Annotated in this window: 22 protein-coding genes; 14 read left to right on the top strand and 8 right to left on the bottom strand. The window is 37.0% G+C overall.

The genetic code is table 11. The annotated features are described in order from the left end of the window. Positions 1-45: 45 nt before the first annotated feature. Positions 46-597, top strand: coding sequence for a hypothetical protein (locus tag IPP32_09415; protein ID MBL0048297.1), 552 nt, complete (start codon positions 46-48; stop codon positions 595-597). Between the two features lie 6 nt (positions 598-603). Here the strand turns inward: IPP32_09415 and IPP32_09410 are convergent, their stop codons facing one another. Next, positions 604-1,086 (bottom strand): methylated-DNA--[protein]-cysteine S-methyltransferase, encoded by a 483-nt coding sequence (locus IPP32_09410; GenBank protein ID MBL0048296.1) that lies wholly within the window; start codon positions 1,084-1,086, stop codon positions 604-606. A 156-nt stretch (positions 1,087-1,242) separates the two neighbouring features. On the opposite strand from IPP32_09410, the gene IPP32_09405 reads away from it, so the two are divergent. The 4 genes from IPP32_09405 to IPP32_09390 all read left to right on the top strand — a co-directional run bounded on the left by IPP32_09405 (position 1,243) and on the right by IPP32_09390 (position 5,592). Next, a complete protein-coding gene (locus IPP32_09405) occupies positions 1,243-1,527 on the top strand; it encodes an ATP-dependent Clp protease adaptor ClpS (GenBank protein MBL0048295.1) in 285 nt (94 codons plus the stop codon). Between the two features lie 21 nt (positions 1,528-1,548). After that, positions 1,549-2,343 carry a M48 family metallopeptidase gene (locus IPP32_09400; protein MBL0048294.1) on the top strand — a complete coding sequence of 265 codons (795 nt, stop codon included), beginning with the start codon at positions 1,549-1,551 and terminating at the stop codon, positions 2,341-2,343. A 67-nt stretch (positions 2,344-2,410) separates the two neighbouring features. Beyond that, positions 2,411-4,690: a T9SS type A sorting domain-containing protein gene (locus tag IPP32_09395; protein MBL0048293.1), complete on the top strand. Its 2,280-nt coding sequence runs from the start codon at positions 2,411-2,413 to the stop codon at positions 4,688-4,690. An 8-nt stretch (positions 4,691-4,698) separates the two neighbouring features. Next, positions 4,699-5,592, top strand: coding sequence for a DUF1684 domain-containing protein (locus tag IPP32_09390; GenBank protein ID MBL0048292.1), 894 nt, complete (start codon positions 4,699-4,701; stop codon positions 5,590-5,592). A 23-nt stretch (positions 5,593-5,615) separates the two neighbouring features. On the opposite strand, the gene IPP32_09385 is transcribed toward IPP32_09390, so the two are convergent. Together IPP32_09385 and proC are read right to left on the bottom strand one after the other, a co-directional pair. Next, a complete protein-coding gene (locus IPP32_09385; GenBank protein ID MBL0048291.1) occupies positions 5,616-6,041 on the bottom strand; it encodes a DoxX family protein in 426 nt (141 codons plus the stop codon). A 24-nt stretch (positions 6,042-6,065) separates the two neighbouring features. Further along, complete coding sequence (proC, locus tag IPP32_09380) at positions 6,066-6,866, bottom strand: pyrroline-5-carboxylate reductase (protein ID MBL0048290.1); 801 nt, start codon at positions 6,864-6,866, stop codon at positions 6,066-6,068. Positions 6,867-6,990: 124 nt separating this feature from the next. Here proC and IPP32_09375 point away from each other — a divergent pair, with 124 nt between their 5' ends. The 6 genes from IPP32_09375 (at position 6,991) to IPP32_09350 (ending at position 12,983) form a co-directional block, all read left to right on the top strand. After that, complete coding sequence (locus tag IPP32_09375) at positions 6,991-8,898, top strand: ABC-F family ATP-binding cassette domain-containing protein (GenBank protein MBL0048289.1); 1,908 nt, start codon at positions 6,991-6,993, stop codon at positions 8,896-8,898. 84 nt (positions 8,899-8,982) lie between these two features. Next, entirely contained in the window at positions 8,983-10,224 is a 1,242-nt protein-coding gene (locus IPP32_09370) for an aminotransferase class I/II-fold pyridoxal phosphate-dependent enzyme (protein ID MBL0048288.1), read from the top strand. A gap of 143 nt (positions 10,225-10,367) precedes the next feature. Continuing rightward, complete coding sequence (locus IPP32_09365; protein ID MBL0048287.1) at positions 10,368-10,850, top strand: DUF1573 domain-containing protein; 483 nt, start codon at positions 10,368-10,370, stop codon at positions 10,848-10,850. Between the two features lie 97 nt (positions 10,851-10,947). Continuing rightward, complete coding sequence (gene yajC / locus IPP32_09360; GenBank protein MBL0048286.1) at positions 10,948-11,274, top strand: preprotein translocase subunit YajC; 327 nt, start codon at positions 10,948-10,950, stop codon at positions 11,272-11,274. A gap of 132 nt (positions 11,275-11,406) precedes the next feature. Beyond that, complete coding sequence (locus tag IPP32_09355) at positions 11,407-12,393, top strand: hypothetical protein (GenBank protein ID MBL0048285.1); 987 nt, start codon at positions 11,407-11,409, stop codon at positions 12,391-12,393. Further along, entirely contained in the window at positions 12,390-12,983 is a 594-nt protein-coding gene (locus IPP32_09350) for a dephospho-CoA kinase (GenBank protein MBL0048284.1), read from the top strand. The genes IPP32_09355 and IPP32_09350 overlap by 4 nt, the downstream gene beginning before the upstream one ends. Here the strand turns inward: IPP32_09350 and IPP32_09345 are convergent. From IPP32_09345 to IPP32_09325, 5 genes are all read right to left on the bottom strand, one after another. Then, positions 12,980-13,459, bottom strand: a complete 480-nt coding sequence (locus IPP32_09345) for a hypothetical protein (GenBank protein MBL0048283.1) — start codon at positions 13,457-13,459, stop codon at positions 12,980-12,982. The two genes, IPP32_09350 and IPP32_09345, sit on opposite strands and share 4 nt — an antisense overlap. A 142-nt stretch (positions 13,460-13,601) precedes the next feature. Beyond that, on the bottom strand, positions 13,602-14,345 hold the full coding sequence (locus IPP32_09340; GenBank protein ID MBL0048282.1) for a response regulator: 744 nt from the start codon (positions 14,343-14,345) through the stop codon (positions 13,602-13,604). Next, complete coding sequence (locus IPP32_09335) at positions 14,342-15,382, bottom strand: histidine kinase (protein ID MBL0048281.1); 1,041 nt, start codon at positions 15,380-15,382, stop codon at positions 14,342-14,344. The genes IPP32_09340 and IPP32_09335 overlap by 4 nt, the downstream gene beginning before the upstream one ends. Positions 15,383-15,408: 26 nt before the next feature. Further along, positions 15,409-15,756, bottom strand: coding sequence for a DUF4288 domain-containing protein (locus tag IPP32_09330; protein ID MBL0048280.1), 348 nt, complete (start codon positions 15,754-15,756; stop codon positions 15,409-15,411). A 110-nt stretch (positions 15,757-15,866) separates the two neighbouring features. Beyond that, entirely contained in the window at positions 15,867-16,691 is an 825-nt protein-coding gene (locus tag IPP32_09325) for a hypothetical protein (GenBank protein ID MBL0048279.1), read from the bottom strand. Between the two features lie 414 nt (positions 16,692-17,105). Between IPP32_09325 and IPP32_09320 the strand changes: the two genes are divergently transcribed. From IPP32_09320 to IPP32_09310, 3 genes are read left to right on the top strand one after another with little or no spacing between them, the layout of a single operon-like run. Then, a complete protein-coding gene (locus tag IPP32_09320) occupies positions 17,106-17,954 on the top strand; it encodes a hypothetical protein (protein ID MBL0048278.1) in 849 nt (282 codons plus the stop codon). A 10-nt stretch (positions 17,955-17,964) separates the two neighbouring features. Then, complete coding sequence (locus IPP32_09315; GenBank protein MBL0048277.1) at positions 17,965-19,320, top strand: peptidylprolyl isomerase; 1,356 nt, start codon at positions 17,965-17,967, stop codon at positions 19,318-19,320. Positions 19,321-19,339: 19 nt separating this feature from the next. Beyond that, complete coding sequence (locus tag IPP32_09310; protein ID MBL0048276.1) at positions 19,340-20,305, top strand: AAA family ATPase; 966 nt, start codon at positions 19,340-19,342, stop codon at positions 20,303-20,305. Positions 20,306-20,370 lie beyond the last annotated feature (65 nt).

The following is a 20,370-nucleotide window of genomic DNA, read 5'->3' as shown; positions in this document are numbered from 1 at the left end:
TGTTCCAGCTATTTTTAAATTAATTTTGCAAAATTTAGTATCTGTATGAAAAAATTACTTGTTGTTTGCCTATTGATGGCAGCTCCCTTTTTTAAATTAAGTGCGCAAGTGGATTCGCTTGTGGAGTATAAATTTGACCCTAGCTTACTACTCTCATTTCCGGTAACGCATACCAAACAATCAGGCGACTTCAGGCTTATTTTGGAAGGCAGACACAATGGAATTATTTACAATCTTTTTGTTACCGATGAATACAATTATACTCAAATAAAAAATTACATAGAACTAGACAGTTTGTATGAATTAATTCTTTTTAATACCAAACAAATTTATGTTGGCGATAACGTTGAATCAAACAGCTACACTTATAATTTCGGTGAATTGAGAGGTAAGTACCTGCTAATAGAGTCGGGTAAACCTGAGAATCCTTACATTGCTGAGTATTATTTGGTTGGTGTTAAAGGAAGGCTTTACTTGATGTCGGTTACCTATTTGAAGAATTATTCGGCAAAACAAATCGAGCAAGCAAAAAACTTTGTGAATACTATTCGGTTTGATCCACAACTTACTCGCGATAATCAATTAAACCGATTGTAAATGCCATTAAAACAACTTTTGCACCCCATTTTCGATTTTGTTTTCATGGTCGAGTAACCACTTTTTTCGCCATAATCCGCCTGCATACCCAACAAGTTTACCCGATTCACCAATTACACGGTGACAAGGAATTACAATTGCCAAGTTGTTTTTTCCATTAGCGTTTCCAACTGCTCTAATGCTTTTGGGATCACCTAATTGAGCTGCAATTTTTAAGTAGCTGCGTGTTTGTCCAAAGGGAATTTTTTGTAAGTGCATCCAAACAGTTTGTTGAAAATCGGTACCCACCTGCTGAATAGGAAAAGTAAACTCCTTTCGCTTTGCCGAAAAATATTCCTTAAGTTGAAGTGCTGCTTCTTTTGCAATAGGTGGAAGCCCTTTGGAAGAATTAACTTTTTCATCACTAAACGTGATCACGCTAATGAATTCATTATTTCCTTTTAAAATTAAGAAACCTAAAGGTGTTGCGATGCAATTGGTGAATTCCAAATTAGCGTGGTTTGTGTTACAAGATTAGTACTTTGAAAATAAATTGCAAAATAGCCTTATCATTTATTAGCGGCACAATTAGGGGTAACCTGCTACCTATTAGTTGTGTATGAAAAAAAAGCGTAAATTCGTAGCTTATTATTTAGCCTAAAGCCTATGATTACTGAACAATTTGAAACTGAAGTTGAAGAGATTACCGAACACGTCGTTAGGGCTGATAACAAAAGAGCACTTGTTATTCATAACGATGATTTTAATACTTTCGACCATGTAATAAATACCCTGATAGATGTGTGCAAACATAACCCAATTCAGGCTCAGCAATGCACACTTATTATTCATTATAACGGCAAATGTGAAGTTAAACTTGGAGCTTTGCAGGAATTAATGCCTTTGCGTTTCGCAATTCAAAACCGCGGTATAAACGTTACCATCGAGTAATTACATATTAAATTTACTAGAATGAAAAAAATGCTTGCAGTACTCTGTATTGCCTTTACTTTACAAAGTTGTTTTAAAGTGCCTATTTCGGGCCGCCGTCAAATGAACTTGCTTCCTGAGAGTACCATGATAGGAATGAGCATTACCAGCTACAAGGAATTCTTAACCAAAAATCCATCCGTCGCAGTTGGCGATGCGCAAGCACAAATGGTTAAAAATGTGGGTGCAAAAATTCAGTCTGCCGTTAACCGTTATTTGGGTCAGAAAAAAATGAGCGATCGCGTAAAAGGATATAAATGGGAATTTAATTTGGTTAATGATAATACCGTAAATGCTTGGTGTATGCCCGGAGGGAAGGTAGTAGTGTATTCAGGTTTATTGCCGGTTACACAAGATGAAGCAGGCTTAGCGGTGGTGATGGGACATGAAATTGCACATGCAATTGCGCGCCATGGAAACGAACGGATGAGTCAGGGTTTACTGGTGCAATTAGGTGGACTAGGATTACAAGTAGCCATGTCGCAAAAACCACAGGAAACGCAAAATATATTTTTGCAATCATATGGTGTTGCTTCTACACTCGGAACCTTAAAGTATTCCCGGGTGCATGAATCGGAAGCCGATAAAATGGGACTTGTTTTTATGGCAATGGCCGGATATGATCCTTCGGTTGCAATCTCATTTTGGGAGCGCATGGCGAAGCAAGGTGGTGCTAAAACGCTTGAAATTCTAAGTACACATCCAAGTGACGAAACGCGCATTAAAGACATAAAAGCTTATTTGCCCGAAGCTCAAAAATATTATAAAAAGAGCTAAGCATCCATATTATAGAAATTTGTAAATTCGTTAGACTTAAGCATAATTCATGCGCTAAGCAGTAAGGATGAATTTAACTAATAAAGTAAAATACTTCTTTTTTCTTTTTCCTTTATTTATTTCATCCGTTTTTGCACAAAGCCAACTTCAATACCTTTCTTCCACAACCGGTGCTGCCTGCTATGCGGTAGCCTATTACAATAATTTTGTTTTTGCCGGAGCTGGCAACACTTTGCAGGTGTACGATGTAAGCAATAGTCAAGCACCTTACGCTAAGGTTTATGAACATCGATTTACCAGCAATATTGCCTGTTTGAAAGTTAAGGGAACAAAATTATTTGTGGCGGCAAATCATGCAGGTTTAAGTATGTGGGATATTTCAAATCCTACACAGCCGGGTTTTTTAGATGCATTTGAACCCGACAGCATAAATGAAGCAGCTTACGATATTGCCTTTAAGGCAGATAGTGTTTTTGTTTCTTTAAAAAGTAAAATGGCACTCTTGCTAAACAATGGCACAAGTTTATCTTTATTGAATCGTTTTGCATATCAGAGCAATGGCATTGTTGCAAGAGGCTGTGATGTGAAGGGGAATTTGTTAGCCTATACCAGCGCCTATGGACCAAATGCACAAACAGGCGTGCATTTACTTGATGCTAATACACTCACACAACTCTCTTTTTTTACACAAAACTTTTGTGATCCCGAAGATGTGATTTTTGGAGCCAATATCCCCTTGCTACATGTTTTAGGGGGTACTGAATCCTGGGCAAATGCTAATCCAAACGGTTTGTTTTATTCACTTGATATAACAACGCCGACGCTGCCAACATTAAATTATATGGATACCTTAAAGGGAATTACCTATCTCGCGGTAGCGCAACCACAGCGCGGGCAATTGATAAATGATACTGTTTATGTGGCTACTGTCGCCGCTTACAATACAAGTACGCCCTTTCCACTTAGTGGTAATGTATTTGTGTACGATGCTTCAAATCCAGTAACCGAGCATAAACTCACTGAAATATATGCCGGACTTTGGCATTTTGATTTAGCAATCCATCAACATAAAATGTATGTGGCTTCAGAATGGTATGGACTCAAAACGCTTGATATTTCTGATATTTATAATGAAATTGATTTAGGAAATACACTCACAGGTGGTTGGAATACATCCGCAGATATTTACAAAAACAAGTTAGTCGTTGCCAATGAAGGCTATGGCTTTAAACTGTATGACATAACAGATAAATATCAGCCGCAGCTACTCGATACCAGCAATGAACAAGGCTTTTGTTATGGGGTGAGTTTTTCGAGTAATGGAAATTACATCTACGGCTATTTTTATACCGGAAAAGATTTTAGAGTGTATGATGCGAATAGTTTAGCGCTTTTGTCCTCTATTGATGTTAATGCCACTCCGGCTACAACCGATTGGCTAGATGCACAAGTGTGGCAAAATAAAGCTATCAATATTGAAGCTCCTTCGCTCAGCCAACGTAAGATTTTTATTGCCGATATTTCTAATCCACTGCAAGCTGTAATCGATACGCAATTTGTTGCTCCGCAGGTCAACGATATTTTAGTTACGCCGGCAGGAAAACTTATTTTGGCGAATAATGGATCCATTCAAGTATATGATTTGCAAAGCAGAAATATGATTGTGAATGTTCCGCTTGCCTTTCAAAATGTTACCAGTATTGCTTTTTATAACGATACCTTGTATGCGAATGTAAATGGCTTATTTGCAGGTTTGCGGCGCTATCTCTACACAGGTTCATCCCAACTCACTTTGATTAGTTCTATTACACTTCCAATTCCGAATCCTAAATTCATGGCTGCGGATGCTTTTGGTTTATACCTCGATTATCAGCAGGAAGGTTTATTTGCATTTTCAAAAAATAGCCTCACTCAAATTGGCTATTTTAGACATTCTCAGGAGTTTTATCGCCCGGACCAATGGGGCCAAAAAATGCTTATGTGCAAAGATAGTTTGTTGATTTTGTCGGAGTATTTTGGACAAACTTCGCTCTTGACCAATTGTGATACTTATTTCACACATGCAACAGCTTTTGTCGCAGATTCAAAAGCTATACAGGTGTATCCAAATCCGGCGACAGATAAAATAAATTTACGATTTACTTTGAGCGAAAATTCTGCTGTAAGGTTAGATTTGTATACACTACAAGGTACTATAGCAAAGCGGCTACTTTCCACAATTCAGCCTAAAGGTGAAGCGTTTTTCAGTATTGATATAGATGATTTAGCCGAGGGACAGTATATTATTAAACTGAATACTACACAGGGTACAATTCAGCAAAAGATGCTTAAAATTGCATGTAAATAAAACAATTTATGAATCCAATTAAAAATCTCATTTTAATTTTTATGCTGCTTTCACAAACAATAACTGCACAAAATGAAAACGTTCCCTATCTGCAGCAAATTGAGCAATGGCATGCTAAACGTGTGGCTAACTTAAAAAGTGAAAGCGGTTGGCTTACTGTTGCAGGCTTATATTGGTTGAAAGAAGGGGAGAATTCTGTTGGCAGTGCAAAATATAATCAAGTAGTTTTTCCAAAAGGGAAAGCCGCTGAAAAAATAGGTGTTTTTACTTTAAACCATGGCGAAGTTAAATTAAGTGTTGTGCAGGGTGTGTCTGTGATGCAAAAGGATTCACTTTTTACTTCCGGAATTATTTTCAATGATAAAATTGGTGAACAGGAAGTGATTTTGTCACATAAGAATTTACGTTTCTTTATAATTAAGCGTGGAGATAAATATGGTATTCGTTTAAAAGATATTGAGAGTGATGCCAGAAAATCTTTTACGCATATTGACCGATTCCCGGTAGCTGAAACGTGGCGTGTGGTGGCAAGTTACGAAGCCCCCAAAGAAGTAAAAACAATACCAATTCACGATGTAATAGGTTTAACTACCGAAACACCCTATGGCGGTACACTTCACTTTGAATTGAATGGTAAAAAGTATCAGTTGGATGCAACTTTGGAGGAGGATGATTTATTTATTGTGTTTGCCGATGAAACCTCCGGAGTAACAACCTATGGAGGTGGTAGGTTTTTATATGCAAAGGTGCCAAAGCAAGGAACGGAGGTAATTCTCGATTTTAATAAAGCATATAATCCACCTTGTGCTTTTACTGATTTTGCTACTTGCCCATTACCTCCCGATCAAAATAAATTAGCACTTGAAATTACCGCCGGCGAAAAGGCTTATAATCGGCATTAAGAGTATTTTGTCTCCTGCAAGTTTCAATGCGCTATTTTAGATTTAAAAAGTATTGCGTCCAAGCTATATTTACCGGCACCTGCAATAAACACAGCACTATACGCCACTAAAAACAAAAATGCATGCTCACCATCACCTGTAATTTCGCCATGATGCGCTACAAAAACGGCAACTAGCATGGCAATAATTAATGGGATTAACGCGATACGTGTGAATAACCCAAGGCAAACAAAAAGGGCACAAAAAAATTCAGCTCCAATAGTCAAGCTTAAGGAAACACTGCTTCCTAGACCCATAAAATCCATAAATGTTTCTTGCTTTGTTGTAAAATTTAGCAATTTTTTATATCCATGCGGTAGCATGAGTCCTGCACCAACAATCCGAAGCAACAGCAGCGCTATGTTGGTATTGAGGTTTAAAATTTGAGTTGAAAAGAGTTTTCGAAGCATCTGTAAAAGTGTTTATAAAAAGGATTATTCTTTTGCTATTTTTTTATACGAAACAGTTAGTCCTTTAATGAGCGATGAACTAAATCCTTGATGTTCCATTTCATTCAATCCGGCAATGGTGCATCCTTTAGGAGTAGTTACTTTATCAATTTCTTGCTCGGGATGATGGCCGGTTTGAATCAACAATTCTGCCGCACCTTTTACTGTTTGAGCGGCAATTAGACTTGCAGTAGCTGCATCAAATCCGATTTCAATTCCACCCTGAATATTTGCGCGGATGTAGCGTAAGGCATATGCTATGCCGCAGGCGCCAAGCACTGTTGCTGCATCCATTAAATTTTCATTTATAAAAACCACTCTTCCCAATTGTTCAAATAGTCCGCTTATTTCTTCTTGTTCTTGGTTAGTAGCTTTTCCAATACTTAGGCAAGTAATGCTTTGTCTTATGGCGATGGCAGTATTGGGCATAGCACGCAGCACCGATAAGTTGGCGGGTATTTGCTTTGTAATTTGTTCAATGCTATAACCCGAAACAACTGAACAAAGTATATGCTTTTTGGGATTCAAAGATTTTTTTATGGAAGCAAGTAAATCATCGGCCTGATAAGGTTTTACGGCAAGAATAATAATATCAGCAGCCTTTACAGCCGCTTCATTGTTGCTACTGATTATAATCCCTTTGCTTTTTAATGTTCCCAACGCGGCACTGTTTCGTCGGGTAACATGTATGTTTGGGGCTTTGGTGTAGCCACTTTCCAAGAGACCCTCCGCAATAGAAGCGCCCAGATTTCCACCACCCAAAATGGCAATTTTTTTTGTATTCATATATATGGAATGAAACAGCTAAGGTATGAAAATCAGGATTGGTAGCACTTAACAAAATTGGTAAATCAGCAGTTGCAAAAAACTTTAGGTGCCAATAAATACCCAATTTCCCTACATTTGCAAAATGAATTATTTATCGGTTGAAAATCTCACCAAAACCTACGGCGAAAAAACACTTTTCAAAAACATTAGCTTTGGAATTGAGCAAGGACAAAAGGTTGCACTCATTGCTAAAAACGGTTCCGGCAAAAGTACCTTACTAAAAATTATTTGCGGAAAAGATATCGCAGATAGCGGTAATGTGGTAAACCGCAACGGTATCTCCATCGCTTATTTAGACCAGAACCCCGACTTTGACGAAAACAGTAACGTAATCGAAAATATATTTCGTGCAGATAATCCCGTATTGAAAATCATTAAGGAATATGAGTTTTGCTTAGAAGAAGTGAACCTCAACCACAGTGATGAAAATCTGGAGAAACTGCAAGATATTACTGCAAAAATGGACGATGCTGCCGCCTGGGATTACGATGTAAAAGTAAAGCAAATTTTATCTCAACTAAAAGTAACCAACCTGCATCAACCTATTGCTGAAACGTCGGGTGGACAGCGGAAGCGTGTTGCCCTAAGCCGTGTGTTAATTGAAGCTCCCGATTTATTAATAATGGATGAGCCTACCAATCACTTGGATTTAGAAATGGTGGAATGGCTCGAAGAATACCTGTCGCGGCAGGATATGGCCTTATTAATGGTTACCCACGATCGTTATTTTTTAGATAATGTGTGTGATGAGATTCTAGAACTGGATAACGGAGATTTGTTTCGTTACCGTGGAAACTATTCTTATTTTCTTGAAAAAAAGGCAGAGCGAGAGTACAACGAGCAAAGTGAAACCGATAAAGCACGCAACCTTATGCGTACAGAGTTGGAATGGATTCGCAGGATGCCCAAAGCGAGGGGTACCAAATCAAAAGCACGTATTGATGCATTTTACGATTTAAAAGACAAGGCTACCGGAAAGCCTAAGCAGCAAGCTTTGCAGCTAAATGTTAAGATGAACCGCATAGGAGGGAAGGTAATTGAATTGAAAAAACTGTATAAAAGTTTTGGCGATTTAAAAGTGGTAAAAGCTTTTGATTATACCTTCAAAACCGGTGAACGTATTGGTATTGTTGGAAAAAACGGAGTAGGTAAATCAACGTTTTTGAACATGCTAATGGGTTTAGAACAAGCGGATTCAGGAAAAATTAATGTGGGCGAAACGGTTGTGTTTGGCTATTATTCCCAGCAAGGAATGATACTGAATGAAGATAAAAGGGTGATTGAGGTTGTGAAAGAGATTGCCGATGTAATACCCATGGGAGATGGTAGCAAAATTACCGCTTCGCAGTTTCTTCAACTCTTTCAATTTCCGCCAGATTCGCAGTATACTTATGTAAGCAAACTTAGCGGCGGTGAAAAACGCAGGTTGTATTTGCTTACCGTATTAATGAAAAATCCTAATTTTTTAATTCTGGATGAGCCTACCAATGACTTGGATTTATTGACCTTAAATACTTTGGAAGATTTTCTGGTTAATTTTAAAGGATGCCTTATAATCGTTTCCCACGATAGGTATTTTATGGATAAGTTGGTGGACAGTTTATTTGTGTTTGAAGGCGATGGAGTGATATCCGGATTTACCGGTAATTATGCGGATTTCAGAGACAAGCAGGATGAAAAAGAAAGAATAGAAAAATTAGCGCTTAAGAAAGGTGTCCTCCCAAAGGCAACCGAAACAATAGAAACCTTTGAAAGTAATGTTGAGCCAATCAAAAAAGCAAAGCTCAGCTTTAAAGATAAATTTGAATACGATTCCCTCGAAAAGGAAATTGCTGCACTAGAACTTGAAAAGGCCGAACTAACGAACAAAATGAATGAAAGTAGTATAAATCACGTGGATTTACAGACTGCTTCTGAGCGCTATGGTATTGTGATTCAGCTCATAGACGAAAAATCCTTGCGTTGGCTCGAATTAAGTGAACTTGTTTAATATCTTTTTAGGAACTGAATTTTTCAATCAAAAAAATGCTTTAATTTCGCAGAAGCAATTAATATTAACTTAAACAAACACAAGGTGGATTTATTTGAAAAGATAAGAGCAAATCGCGGTCCTATCGGGCAGCATGCTAAAGAGTCTCATGGTTATTTTACCTTTCCAAAACTGGAAGGAGAAATTGGACCACACATGATTTTTAGAGGTAAAAAGAGACTAAACTGGAGTTTAAATAACTACCTCGGATTGGCGAATCATCCGGAGGTACGCAAGGCGGATGCGGATGCGGCTGCTCAATACGGATTTGCATTGCCAATGGGCGCGCGGATGATGAGCGGAAATTCAAATCAGCACGAGCAATTGGAAGCAGAGTTGTCGGCCTTCGTGCAAAAAGAAGATACAATTTTATGTAATTTCGGCTATCAAGCCATGGTATCTGCAATCGATTGCTTAGTAGATCGTCACGATGTGATTGTTTACGATGCTGAAAGTCATGCTTGTATTTTAGATGGCGTTCGCCTGCACATGGGCAAGCGCTATGTATATGCGCATAACGATATTGAAAGTTGCGAAAAGCAATTACAACGGGCAACTAAATTGGTTGAAAATACCGGGGGTGCAATTTTAGTTATTACAGAAGGTGTTTTCGGAATGAGCGGAAATCAAGGTAAACTAAAAGAAATTGTTGCCCTAAAGAAAAAATACAAATTTCGCTTATTTGTAGATGATGCACATGGCATTGGTACAATGGGTGCAACCGGCGGTGGAACAGGGCAGGAACAAGGTTGTCAGGATGGTATTGATATTTATTTTGGAACCTTCGCTAAGTCATTTGCATTGATTGGTGGATTTATTTCAAGCGATGAGCAAGTGGTGGAATATTTGCGCTACAACATGCGTTCTCAGATCTTTGCTAAAGCTTTACCGATGCCCCTAGTAGTGGGTGCCTTAAAGCGTATTGAGTTGATGCGTACCAAGCCCGAATTGAAAAACAAATTATGGGAAATCACGAATGCTCTTCAAAGTGGATTAAAAGCAGCCGGATTTAATATCGGAACAACCAACTCGCCGGTAACCCCTGTATACATGAATGGTTCCATACCCGAATCAACCAATTTGATTTTGGATTTACGTGAGAATTATGATATTTTTTGTTCTATGGTAGTTTACCCGGTTGTTCCAAAAGGGGTAATCATTTTGCGACTTATACCCACAGCTGTGCATACGCTTGAAGATGTAAGCTACACGATTGAATCTTTTGGTAAAATTTACCATAAGCTAACATCCGGGCAGTACATGAGCGAAAAAATTGCAGCCATATAGGATTCTAGACTTTAATTGCATCTTAAATTCTATGAATTTGCACTTAATGTAAAAAAAGTGCAAAATCTTATTTTGAAATCATGCAAATCAAATTTATGGGTACTTTTGCCTGCCTTAAAAAAATGAAAATATTGATTAATACTATGAACACACTTTCAAAAAGCAAACTAATTGCACTTGCGGTAGTTTTTATGGCGATGTATTCTTTCTCTTCCTGCAAAAGTAAAAGCAGTGATAATGGGCAAGTTTCTACCGACTTAGTGAACAATCCCGCTTCGGCAAATGGAAATGAAGAAGAAGAAAACATTCCGGTAATGTCGCTGGAAGCAGAAACACATGAGTTTGGAAAAATAACTGAAGGTGAAAAAGTATCCTATTCTTTTAAATTCAAAAATACAGGTAAATCCGATTTAATTATTTCGGATGCTAAAGGAAGCTGTGGTTGCACGGTTCCACAATGGCCTAAGAACCCAATAGCACCTGGAGGAAGTGGAGTAATTGATGTAACTTTCGACAGTCGTGGTAAATCAGGCATGCAAAATAAAACGGTTACTTTAATTACGAATGCAATACCCAATACAAAAATTCTCACGATTACCGGGGAAGTGAGTGCACAAGGTAAATAGTATTCATCTCAACAGGATAAACAGTTGTTGTTTTGTTTACCTGATTCACAACCCAACTCAATCTTAAAACTAAATTTAAAATCAAATACAAAAACAAATGCTAAATCAAATTATCCTAATGTCTCAGCCCCAAGGTGGCGGAAATCCAATTATGAGTTTTTTACCGATTATTTTAATTGTAGTAGTTTTTTATTTTTTCATGATTCGTCCACAAATGAAAAAAGCAAAAGAGCAACAAAAGTTTCGTGAAGCGATTAAAAAGGGCGATAAAATTGTTACCATTGGTGGTATTCACGGTAAGATAGTAGATGTGGCTGAAAAAACATTTATTATTGAAGTAGAAGGTGGAGTGAAATTAAGAATTGAACGAAGTGCTGTATCAATGGACAGCTCAACGCTTTTAGGAGCGCAAAACAATCAATAAGTTCTTTCTTCGCATATAATGATTGCGAAATAAATAAAAGGTATAAAAGCGCTACAAAGTTGTGTGACTTTTATACCTTTTTAAATTTCGCCCCAACAAGCATAACCGCTGCTTTATTGAAATTGTGCATAAATGAAAAATAGAATTATTGCGCTTACAAATTGGCTTAAATCAGGAAATCCAAACGGTACAAGTAATCGTTGGGTAACTTTTTCATATTGCCTAATAGTTGCGTTTGTATTTTGGCTACTCATTGTGTTTTCTAACGAATATAAGGCCCCTGTTACTTTTAATTTGCGTTACACGAATTTTCCGAAAGATAAAATGTTGGCCAATAAGTTGCCACTAAAGGTGGATGTACAGTTAGCTGCACGCGGTTTTACTTTTTTAGGATTTTATTTTAATCGTTTAAACGATACGCTTACCTTGGATGTATCTAATATTCGTAAAAATCAAAATGCTAAGGATTATTACCTTCCTGTGTACGCGCAGGCACAACAATTCGAAAGCCAATTGGGGAATCAAATTAAAATTTCGAAAATTTATTTGGATACCTTGCACTTTTATTTTGATAAAAAGGTTGTGAAAGTTGTTCCTGTGCATTTAAATTTGAACTACACTTTTGAAAAACAATTTCAATTGGGAGCTAAAGTGGATATTAAACCTTCTAAAATTGTTGTGAGTGGTCCTGCTTCGGTGATGGCTGATATTGTTGAACTTAATACCCAACAATTAAATTTCTATAACCTCAACAAATCGGTTGCTAGAGCTGCTGAAATTATAATTCCGGACGAACTAAACAGTGTGGAATTCTCGACCAAGAAAGTGGTTGTGAAAATACCTGTCGAAAAATTTACTGAAGGAACTATCGAATTGCCGGTGGAAGTGCTTAACCTACCCGAACAATTCACGATTAAAACATTTCCCGAAAAGGTTAAAATTACTTACTTGGTAGGTTTAAGTAATTATGAAAAAGTAACCGCCGACCAGTTTTCGTTGTTAGCCTATTATGATGAGAATGCAACCTCTTTAAAATTAAAACTCGTTAAATTTCCGGAGGTAGTTCGCAATACAAAAATCGAAACGGATAAAGTAGAATATATTCTTCGTAAAAGATGATTCAATTAGGGGTAACAGGTGGTATTGGCAGTGGCAAAACAACTGTGTGCAATGTGCTAGAACACTTTGGAATACCTGTTTACAACGCTGATGAAGAAGCAAAGAAATTGCTAAATACACAGCCCATTCAAAAAAAAGTAATTCAAGTTTTTGGAAATGGAATATTAGATGAATCCGGTGCGATTGACAGAAAAAAACTGGCGGCTCAGGTATTTTTAAATCAAGAAAGATTGGAAGTCTTAAATTCGATTATTCATCCTGCCTTGGCCGTTCATTACGCCAATTGGTTAAAATCAAAAAAGCACAATCCCATTGTTGCAAAAGAAGCTGCAATACTTTTTGAAAGCGGCAGTTATAAAGGGATGGATAAAATAGTTAGTGTTTATGCCCCACAGGAACTGCGAATTAAACGAGCTATGCAACGCACAAATACAAGCCGTTCAGAAATTATGAGTCGAATTAAAAAACAACTCCCGGAGAAAGAAAAAATGAAACGTTCGGATTTCGTACTCTACAACAATGAAAAAAAAATGTTATTGCCTCAACTCATTCTACTGCTAAAGCAACTTAACTATTCTTTTAGCGATTAGTTTGCGTTTATAGCACTAGATGCAGCCGGAGTAGTAACTTCCTCTTTAAGGATATTTATCCGAATGGTAACCTTCATTTGTTGTTCGCCTTTATCGTCGCCATGACAATGTCCCCCTTTTGAACCTCCTTTGTGATGCCCTTTGTTTCCTTTATTTCCGTGCTGTTTTTCTTCTACGGTAGACACTACAATTAAATCATTACCTACATAATCCTTTTCAGGAGTGTAGGTGTAAACTGCATTGCCTGAAAGGTCATCACTCAATTTGCTCACATAAGCATGTGCCGCATCTGTAGTAATTTTATAGGCATCATCCGATTCATTTACCGGTAATGTAAAAGTAGCACTTTCATTTACTTTAATAGTTTTTTCAAGGCTTTGCTCTATGATTGTTACTTCTTGTTTTTCCTTTTCACAAGAATAAAATGAAATAAGGGCAACTAGTGCAAGTGTGGTAGCTACTATGGATTTTTTCATGAGTGTTTTTTTAGTATCCTTCAAAGATATTTTTTTTTAACATTGCTTATCCTTTATTTTGATATAATTAGGTGAATGCAAGCTTATTTCGGATGAATAAAATTGTTTTCAATGAAGTGTTAATTTGTATCAGTTCATTGCTTTACAATCCTAAAACTGCTTTCAATTTTCCGTACCCACTGCGGCTTAGTGGAATTTTTGCTCCACTTTTAAGCAAGGCCAAATGATTGTTTTTTTCGAAGGGTTCAATCCTTGTTATTTGCGCCAATTGAACAATGTAGGAGCGGTGTACACGCAAAAAGTCAGTAGCATCCAACACCGTTTCAAAATGGCTCATGGTTTTCTTTTTTAAATGATGCCCTTCCTTGGTAAATATTTTTACGTAATCGTCGTAAGCCTCAATATATACTACATCTTGTACCGGAATAATTTTAATATTAGTTCCATTTTTTACAACAATCCGATTTTGTTCTTCTGCATGTTTTCCAGTTGTTTCATTAATACTTTTTACTGCATTCTCGCTTTTAGCGCCGGATGAATTTGTCAACCACTTTTGCATTGCTTTATCGAAACGCTCTTTGCTAAAGGGTTTTAGCAAATAATCAACGGCATGGGTTTCAAATGCTTTCATGGCATATTCATCAAAGGCAGTAGTGAAAATCACTGCAGGAGCCTGCTCCACCAATTCTAGCATTTCAAATCCGTTTATTTTAGGCATTTGAATATCCAAAAAAATTAAATCGGGATGATGTTGCTGAATGGCTTTTACGCCTTCGAAGCCATTGTTACACTCTTCCACAATGCTTATTTCAGCGTAGGTTTGCAAGTATTCCTTTACAATACTGCGTGCCAACGGTTCATCGTCAATGAGAACTGCTTTTATCATAAAATTTGAGGAATGGTTAGTGTACTTATAAAGGTATTGCCAGACTGCTCTGTGCGCAATAAATCCTGGCGGCCATAAATTAAATAAAGCCTCCGTTGAACCGAGCTAAGTCCAAACCCAACACCCTTTTTGGGTTTGGATGTACCGGCATCAAATGGGTTTATTATTTTAATTAACAGGTTTTTATTTTCAATACTCGCTTCAATTCTAATGGTGATATCTTCCAACGTGTCATAAAGCCCAAACTTGATGGCATTTTCAACTAACGGCTGAAGCAGGAGAGAAGGCAATGCATAATTTAAGGACTGTTCCTCACATTCCACAACAGTATTCAAACGATGACCAAATCGCACCTTTTCGATTTCGAGATATAATTTTAGATGCTGCAATTCATCTGTGAGTTTCACCAATTGTTGTTCGTCCTTGCGCAGTGTACCTCTTAAGAAATCGGAAAGTTGTTGTACCATTTTTCTTGCTTCATTGGGTTTTGATCCCGCTAAGGCACTAATAGAATTGAGGCTGTTAAATAAAAAATGCGGCTGTAATTGTTGCCTTAGTGCAGTAAGTTCAGCATCACGCACTAGTTTTTCAGCTTCTTCTTTGCGCTTCTTGTTTTCGTCTTGCTCTTTCATAAAAAACCATAACCAACTGGTTACTGTCATAAGTGCAATCATCAGCAATGAAAAAGTATAACGAATGGGAAGAGAGGATTCTAAAAAATCAAGATAGCTTTTGTTTTCAGGATAAATATGAGCTAAGAGCCATTGCAAGCAAAACATGTAAGCAAATGTAAGCGCAATGCTATAACCCAATCGCTGCAAGCGATTATCAACACCCGGGCGGTAAAATCGATACGTGTTTTCCGTGATATATCCCGCTAAGGCTAGAAGAAGGTTAGAAACAACTGCATCGGTTAATGCAATTTCCCATGACCAATGTAGGCGGTGCAAAACGATTGTTTGTACTAAAATCCAAAACAGCCACCAACCAATATAGCTGCTGACTGCTTGTTTTTTAGTAAGGGTATACGCGAACAAATTTCTTAATGTAAAAAGTACATGAATTAAACAAACAATTGGCTTTCCGTTTGAATTACCATTGCTTTATGTCTCACAAAGTTAATATAAGCATTCACTTCTTCGGTTTCGTGGGTTGAAGTATAAATTTCGGTGCCATCGCTCAACTCATTTACCAGCTGAATCTCGCTAACATCAATAAATTTCCAATTCACCAGCTTTTTATTATTGTTCACAAACATGGCTTCATCGCGTTTCCCTAATGCACGCGCTTTAAAAAACGCTTCTTCCGATGACTCTGCTTTAATCATTCGAAGTTGCTCATCAAACTGAGCGTTGTTTTTGCCGTTTTCAATATCAATATTAAAAACCAATTTTGTTACATACCAATTCATGTTTTTTGCTATTAAGGGGTGTTGGTTACAAGCTTTAAGTACATTCATTTTTGTGCAGTTTACGAACAGCTAGGTTTCAATGCAAACGGTTTTACTTTAGTTTATTTGTTTTAAAAACTCTGAATATCAATCCCGCCAAACACAACACTGCCTCTTAACACTAGTACTTTTGATTCAGAATAGCTCATGTCCTTTTGAATCATTCGTTTATCCTCTACACTTCCTAAAACTGCTGTTATTTCAGATTTTATTTCCCAATGCGCAGGAACAATTAATTTTGTGCCTGCAAATACGTTGTTTATTTCCAATTCCACTCTACCATTAATATCAGCTTGGCTCAGGTTTACTTCGGCACCACCGAAGACCACGTTTATTTCGCCCCCCTTAAAATCTTTGGTAATGATATTTTTTTCCATGCCGGCAAAAACGGCGTTTAATTCAAGATAGTTGTCGGAGTTTTTTTTTTCTTGCCACTGTGCCCATTGCTCGTTTTTTTGTTGCCAGTTTTGATGACGTTCCCAACGGCGGTAGCGGTGATTTCCACAGCTTTTTCGGCGAGGTTTAAATATAACCATCAAACCAATAAAGATTAAAGCTATTGGCCATATATAATGAGATATGCCTAACTCCGGAAAATTATCTCTTAATAAAAATGCAGTACCAATAAAGATGGGGATTAACCAACCTGCATTTCTAAAAGAATGTTTAATTCCAACATAAATACCAATTACTATAAGCAACACTTTCCAGCTAAAAATCCAATGTGGAATATAAGCGCCCATTTCGCGTGCTAAAAAAAGACTTCCAATTCCCATAATTATTAATCCCGCTAGCACTTTACCTCTCCGGTGACTTTTTTCCCAATTTCTCATGTTATCCTCCTGATTCGTATTTTGATTAGTTGGATTTGTGTTTTCTGTATCTACTCGTTCCATTTTTTATTGTTTTTATTTTTTTTGATGCGACAAAACTATTTCAAGATGCAGGGCTTCACAACAGTCAATAGGCAAGCTTTGACGAAAAGTAGGTGAATGGTAAATTGGAGTAGGTGAACTGCAATCCGTTTATTTGGGGTATCGGATTTTGCAGTTTAATTAAGCAATTTTATTGTAATTTTTTAATTCAAATTAAATTTCTACACCTAAGAAAACACCCTATCAAATGTTTAATGTGTGCGCTAATACCATGATGTAATCATTACTATGCGTTTTCAAATAATAGATATTTATTTGGGAAATTGAACGATTTTGTTTTTACATTTTTTTGGCTTTTAAGAGCCATTCGCCGCTTTGCTAATCCACTTGTTTGATTAATTTTGTCAACCTTATCAAAATGGCATTGAATACCCTTTGAAAAAAATACTATTACTTGGATTTTTATTTAGTGCATTCTCGTGCAATTACTTTAAACCTAAACAAAAGGAAAAGGCCATCGCACGCGTGTTTGATAAATTTTTAGATGCTTCCGATATCGAAAAAATTGTGCCTCAAAATGTGAAAGGTAAGGATAGCATTGCCATGGTTAAAAATTACATTGACAATTGGGTACGTCAAAATTTATTACTTCAAAAGGCAGAGCAAAATCTGAATGCTGAAGTGCTAAATGCCTCTATTGAAAAGCAATTGCAAGATTATCGTACTTCATTAATAACCTTTGCTTATGAAAAGGAGTTGATTCGTCAAAAGTTAGATACCGGAGTGAGTGAATCAGAAATCGAAGCCTATTACAGTAAAAATCCGCAAAATTTTCAATTAAAAAACAATATTATAAAGGTATTGTATGTTAAAGTAAAAAAGAATGCGCCCAAATTGAATAAAGTACGCGAATGGTGCAAAAGCGAGAAACCACAGGATAAGAAGCTGTTAGAAGATTATTGCTACCAGTTTGCTGAGAATTTCTATCTTGACGACACTTCTTGGTTTTTGTTTGATGATTTATTAAAGGAAATTCCCATTGAAGCATACGATAAAGAACAGTTTTTGCAAAATAACCGATGGGTAGAAGTGAACGATACATCGAGTTTATATTTTGTAAATATTAAAGGATTTAAGATAAAAGACAGTACTTCGCCATTGAGTTTTGAAAAGCAAAACATTCATAACATAATCCTCAATAAACGTAAGCTTCAGCTCATTAACCAAATGAAGGAAGATGTGTATAATACAGAACTAAAAAATAAAAATTTTGAGATTTATTAAAGTAAAGCGCATGAAGAAAAGTTTTGCAGCAGTCGTTGGATTAATTTTAATTGCAAGTAATGTATTCGGACAAGGTAAAACGGTTGTTGACAAGATTGTTGCAGTAGTAGGATCTAATTTGATTTTAAAGTCAGACGTGGATAATGAGTATCAGCAATATGTAACGCAAGGCTATGCTGCAGACGATGATACCCGTTGCAGTGTAATTGAGGAATTGTTATTTCAAAAACTATTGATTAATCAAGCGGTTCTTGATAGTGTGGAAATAACTGAAGCGCAAGTGGAAGGAGAGTTGGAGCAACGCATCAACTATTTTATCAAACAAATTGGATCTGAGCAAAAGCTTGAAGAGTATTACGGAAAGAGCATCTCACAAATAAAAGAAGATTTTAGAGGGGATATTAAAAAACTCTTGTTGGCTAAAAGCATGCAAGCTAAAATTACCAGCGATATAAAGGTAACACCTGCTGATGTTAGAGCCTATTTTAATTCCATACCTCCGGATAGTTTACCCTTATTAAATTCAGAAGTGGAAGTAGGGCAAATCACCAAAAAACCACCTATAAATGAAGCCGAAAAGCAACGGGTAAAGGAAAAACTAAACGAAATGCGTGAGCGTATTGTAAAGGGAGAAGACTTTTCAACCTTAGCCGTGTTGTATTCCGAAGATCCAGGTTCCGCTCGAAATGGGGGTGAACTTGGCTTGCTTAATCGCAATGAGTTGGTTCCTGAATTTGCTGCCGAAGCATTTACACTCAAAGGAAAAGAAGTGTCTAAAATTGTAGAATCACAATTTGGATATCACATTATTCAACTCATTGACCGTAAAGGTGAATTGATTAATGTACGCCACATTTTGTTGGTTCCAAAAACATCCGGAGCCGATTTATTAAAAGCTCAGATTTTTTGTGACAGTGTACATCAGTTAATTTTAAAGGATTCCCTGAACTTTGCAGATGCTGCTTTTAAATTTAGCGATGATTCTGAAAGTAAGAATAATGGTGGTATTATTCCTAATCCACAAACAGGCTCATCTAAATTTGAAACGGCTGAATTGGATCCAACTACTTTTTTCACCATCGATAAACTTAAAGTGGGTGAAATTTCAGAGCCGGTAATTATGCAAACGCCCGATGGTAAAAAGGCATATCGCTTGTTGTACTTAAAAAGCAGGAGCGAACCACATCGTGCAAATATGAAAGACGATTACCAACGCGTGCAAAATATTGCATTAACTTTAAAGCAAAACAAAGTAATCGACACTTGGATCAAGAATAAATTAAAAACCACATTTGTGAAAATTGATGAGGAATACAAATCTTGTAATTTTAAACATGATTGGTTTACAGTTAATAAAGCAGAATAATTCGTAGAGAAAATAAATTATGCAATTCAAATCAGAAGTAGAAGCAGTAGATTTTTTTGTTGGAAAATACAAAGAGTTGAACAGCGAAATAGGAAAAGTAATTATCGGACAAAACGAAGTAATAAGAGATGTACTAATCTCTATTTTTAGCCGTGGACATTGCTTGTTAGTTGGGGTACCCGGATTGGCTAAAACTTTATTGGTAAACACTATTGCCGAGGCATTGGGCTTGCAGTTTAGCCGCATTCAGTTTACACCGGATTTAATGCCTTCGGATATTATTGGCTCAGAAATTTTAGACGAGAGTCGTAATTTTAGATTTATAAAAGGACCTTTATTTGCCAATATTATATTAGCTGATGAGATAAATCGTACTCCTCCTAAAACACAATCCTCGTTGCTGGAGGCAATGCAAGAACGGGCTGTTACTGCAGCCGGAAAGCGCTATGAATTGGGAAATCCATTCTTTGTTTTAGCAACCCAAAACCCAATTGAACAAGAAGGTACCTATCCTTTGCCGGAAGCACAATTAGACCGATTTATGTTTAATGTGTGGCTCGATTATCCGAGTTATACAGAGGAGTTGCAAGTTGTAAAAAACACCACCTCCGACAGAAATGTCACCTTAAATAAGGTAATGGACGACAAGCAAATAATATTCTTTCAAGACTTGGTGCGCAGAATCCCTGTGCCTGAAAATGTGATGGAGTATGCTGTAAAGCTTGCCATTAAAACGCGCCCCAATTCAGAGCTTGCTTCAGCAACGGTAAACAATTATCTCACCTGGGGAGCAGGGCCTAGGGCTTCTCAATTTCTTATTGTAGGTGCCAAATGTCATGCGATGATTCAAGGTAAATATTCGCCCGATATTGAAGATGTTCGTGCAGTAAGCACTGCTATATTGCGCCATCGAATTGTGCGCAATTATAAAGCTGATGCAGATGGTATTACCACCGATGCAATAATTCAAGAATTGCTGAAATAAAATTTAGTGTATTCATTTTTCTATCTTACGGTGCTTTACTGCGCTGTTTTTAAAATGCATTTTAT

Source organism: Bacteroidota bacterium (assembly GCA_016721765.1).
In the GTDB taxonomy this organism is placed as follows: domain Bacteria; phylum Bacteroidota; class Bacteroidia; order UBA4408; family UBA4408; genus UBA4408.
This window is presented reverse-complemented; position numbering and strand designations above follow the sequence as displayed.

Excerpts from the sequence above, each read along its gene's own strand:
- IPP32_09415 (MBL0048297.1), top strand. The coding sequence starts at position 46 with ATGAAAAAATTACTTGTTGTTTGCCTATTGATGGCAGCTCCCTTTTTT.
- IPP32_09405 (MBL0048295.1), top strand. The coding sequence starts at position 1,243 with ATGATTACTGAACAATTTGAAACTGAAGTTGAAGAGATTACCGAACAC.
- IPP32_09400 (MBL0048294.1), top strand. The coding sequence starts at position 1,549 with ATGAAAAAAATGCTTGCAGTACTCTGTATTGCCTTTACTTTACAAAGT.
- IPP32_09395 (MBL0048293.1), top strand. The coding sequence starts at position 2,411 with ATGAATTTAACTAATAAAGTAAAATACTTCTTTTTTCTTTTTCCTTTA.
- IPP32_09390 (MBL0048292.1), top strand. The coding sequence starts at position 4,699 with ATGAATCCAATTAAAAATCTCATTTTAATTTTTATGCTGCTTTCACAA.
- IPP32_09385 (MBL0048291.1), bottom strand. The coding sequence starts at position 6,041 with ATGCTTCGAAAACTCTTTTCAACTCAAATTTTAAACCTCAATACCAAC.
- proC (MBL0048290.1), bottom strand. The coding sequence starts at position 6,866 with ATGAATACAAAAAAAATTGCCATTTTGGGTGGTGGAAATCTGGGCGCT.
- IPP32_09375 (MBL0048289.1), top strand. The coding sequence starts at position 6,991 with ATGAATTATTTATCGGTTGAAAATCTCACCAAAACCTACGGCGAAAAA.
- IPP32_09365 (MBL0048287.1), top strand. The coding sequence starts at position 10,368 with ATGAACACACTTTCAAAAAGCAAACTAATTGCACTTGCGGTAGTTTTT.
- yajC (MBL0048286.1), top strand. The coding sequence starts at position 10,948 with ATGCTAAATCAAATTATCCTAATGTCTCAGCCCCAAGGTGGCGGAAAT.
- IPP32_09355 (MBL0048285.1), top strand. The coding sequence starts at position 11,407 with ATGAAAAATAGAATTATTGCGCTTACAAATTGGCTTAAATCAGGAAAT.
- IPP32_09350 (MBL0048284.1), top strand. The coding sequence starts at position 12,390 with ATGATTCAATTAGGGGTAACAGGTGGTATTGGCAGTGGCAAAACAACT.
- IPP32_09345 (MBL0048283.1), bottom strand. The coding sequence starts at position 13,459 with ATGAAAAAATCCATAGTAGCTACCACACTTGCACTAGTTGCCCTTATT.
- IPP32_09340 (MBL0048282.1), bottom strand. The coding sequence starts at position 14,345 with ATGATAAAAGCAGTTCTCATTGACGATGAACCGTTGGCACGCAGTATT.
- IPP32_09330 (MBL0048280.1), bottom strand. The coding sequence starts at position 15,756 with ATGAATTGGTATGTAACAAAATTGGTTTTTAATATTGATATTGAAAAC.
- IPP32_09325 (MBL0048279.1), bottom strand. The coding sequence starts at position 16,691 with ATGGAACGAGTAGATACAGAAAACACAAATCCAACTAATCAAAATACG.
- IPP32_09315 (MBL0048277.1), top strand. The coding sequence starts at position 17,965 with ATGAAGAAAAGTTTTGCAGCAGTCGTTGGATTAATTTTAATTGCAAGT.
- IPP32_09310 (MBL0048276.1), top strand. The coding sequence starts at position 19,340 with ATGCAATTCAAATCAGAAGTAGAAGCAGTAGATTTTTTTGTTGGAAAA.